General features: G+C 36.4%; 2 protein-coding genes and 2 pseudogenes. All 4 read right to left on the bottom strand.

The window, feature by feature from the left end:
- Positions 1-295 (bottom strand): annotated as a pseudogene (locus tag FKZ59_RS14120) (c-type cytochrome); the annotation flags it as partial.
- Between the two features lie 387 nt (positions 296-682).
- Positions 683-1,591, bottom strand: a complete 909-nt coding sequence (locus FKZ59_RS14115; RefSeq protein ID WP_246045916.1) for a peptidylprolyl isomerase — start codon at positions 1,589-1,591, stop codon at positions 683-685.
- 119 nt (positions 1,592-1,710) lie between these two features.
- A pseudogene (locus FKZ59_RS15270) lies at positions 1,711-2,028 on the bottom strand (ATP-binding cassette domain-containing protein); the annotation flags it as partial.
- Between the two features lie 345 nt (positions 2,029-2,373).
- Positions 2,374-2,526, bottom strand: coding sequence for a hypothetical protein (locus FKZ59_RS14820; protein ID WP_181733313.1), 153 nt, complete (start codon positions 2,524-2,526; stop codon positions 2,374-2,376).
- Between the last annotated feature and the right edge of the window lie 149 nt (positions 2,527-2,675).

Below are 2,675 nucleotides of genomic sequence, written 5' to 3'. Positions count from 1 at the left end.
AGATTCGCAATAAAGAACCAATCGAATCCGGCTGAATGACCGTTGTCGAAAACCAGATTCCCACACCGGTCATCGCTCCTACTGTTGTAGTGATGATTAAAATCCATTTCGCAATGTTTTTGGCCAATCCATCGAGCTTTTGATTATTGGTTTTGAAAGCCCGATATTCCAAAGACACGGTTAAAACGGATGTTCCAATGGCTACTCCATGGCTGATCAGGACATGGGCGATGGCGATGATCGCAATCACAGTCCCATTTCCGAGCCATGAAAAATCCACGGATGGAAAATTCATCGCAATTCCCCCTTCTCATTTTTTCACCATCATCTTATAAGACAGTTGTGAAAAAACATTAAAGTAACTGTAAAACATTTGGGAAGTGGGGGATATTTTACAAATCCTTTTCATCTCTGCCATAAATTATTCCAAAATAAGATGGCCGTTTTTTAATGGCAAAAAAAGGGCGGCTTCTGAAAAGTCATTTCAAGACGCCCCCTTTGCGGCTGTCGCACATGCTTTCGCCGCAGATAAATTGCGGCTTTCGCTAGAGTTTTTGCCGCAGATAAATTGCAACGAGGAGGCGCGTTTTGTGACCACTGCAGGGAAAGTTTTTAAGAGAATATTCCTATAAGAAGTAAGGCTGTTCAGAAAGTCGAACACTTTCTGAACAGCCCCCTTTAATTATTTATCCTCTTTATCTTTATTATCGCCTGATAATTTGTTTTCAATTTTATATTCATCCATTTTTTCGGATAGCCATTTTGTATATTGTTCGTTTACTTTTTGTTCTAATAAATCTTGATATACTTTGTCTTTCACATCTTCAAATTTGGCTTCTTTTACTTCTTTTTTGTCTGTCACTTTTATGATATGGTAACCAAAATCAGTTTTGACTGGCTCGCTGGAAATGGAACCTACTTTCATGGAGAATGCAGCATTTTCAAAGGCTTCAACCATTTCGCCTCTGCCAAAGTAGCCTAAGTAGCCACCTTTGTCTTTTGTACCTGTATCAGTGGAATATTCTTTTGCAAGTTTAGCAAAATCTTCTCCATCATTTAATTTTTTAATGACTTCTTTAGCTGTTTTTTCATCGTCCACTAGAATATGGCTTGCTTCAACTTGTTCTGCTTGATTATAGGAATCCTTATTTTCTTCAAAGTAGGATTTCAATTCGTCGTCTTTAATGTCAACATAGTCTTCCATTACTTTTTTTGTTAGTAAATAATTTTTAATATCTTTCTTTACATCCTCTACATCCATATTATAAGAAGAAAGCAATTGTTTGAAACTTTCTTCCCCTCCGTATTGGTCCACATAGTCTTTATACTCCGCTTCAATTTCGTCTTTCGTTACGGAAACTTTTTGTTTTTTCGCTTCTAACTCCACAATTTTATTGGCAATTAAATTATTTAATACTTCTTGTCCATATTGTTCCGTGAGAGCTTCGTTTAATTCCGCTTTTGTGATTTTTTCTCCATTCACCGTTGCTACTGATTCATCATCTCCGTTTGAACATCCTACTAGCATGGCACTTAAAGCTAACGGAATAGTAATCATCTTCATCATTTTTGGCATATTCATTTTGTTCATTTAAATCCTCCGCTCAATATTTTATCGTTTCACTTGCAGAAACAATGCAAAAACCGTTTTATGTCAAGTGTACGTCAAAAACTTGCTTACTAATTATACCATATTTTAGTTTGAAACAGTTACGATACTTGTTCAAACTGGCTTTTATACAATTCTTCGTAGAATCTATTTTTATCAAGAAATTCTTGATGGGTTCCTTTCTCCACAATTTCTCCATCTTTCATGACTAAAATTAAATCCGCATTTTTAATGGTTGAAAGACGATGGGCAATAATAAAGGACGTTTTTCCTGTTTCCAATTGTTCCATAGCGCGCTGAATTTGTAGTTCTGTCCGTGTATCCACAGAACTCGTTGCTTCATCTAAAATCAATAACGGCGCATTTTTTATCATTACACGGGCAATCGTTAATCATTGTTTTTGTCCATTGGCGGTATCCAAATTGCACATTTTTAAATTCTATCTCCCCTTTAACATGCTCCACTTTTGCAAGTTTCGGTTGTTCCGCATCCAATTCTTTTTCTTCCTAAAATTCAAATACCCGCTCACTGGCCGCTTGCGCTGATTGTAAATTTGTTCCCACTTGAGCAAATTGGGTTTCTGAGTAAATAGACGAATATAAATTATAAACGCCACATTCGTTTCAATGGTGATGGCATTAGTTGTAACAAGGTAAGCACCAACAATACACACAGCTACATAGCCAAAATTTCCGATAAACTGCATATCGGCATCATCAAGCTGGATAAAAATTGCGACTTCCAGGCATTCTCATATAATCGGTCATTGATTGCATGGAATTTTGCTTTCGCAGGCGCTGCTGACACAGTCCACGTATTCGCGAATAGTTCCGTCCACAATCATTTGATGAGCAACATCCAATTGATTAAATAAATCATCAAATTCTCTGTCATCTAAAATTTCGATTTCATGCATGCTTTTCTCTATCATTTCATTTTGTGTAAATTAGCACATTATTTCAGAATCCCTTTTTCAAATTATTTCGGACGGATTCTGAAATAATGTGCAAAATCTTTGCGAATTATTCCAGGTTTTGCAGATTATTTCCGAACATTTGCACATTA

The organism is Ureibacillus terrenus, assembly GCF_006569205.1.
Lineage (GTDB): Bacteria > Bacillota > Bacilli > Bacillales_A > Planococcaceae > Ureibacillus > Ureibacillus terrenus.
Note: the sequence above shows the minus strand (reverse complement) of the source record. Positions and strands in the feature narration are given on the sequence as shown.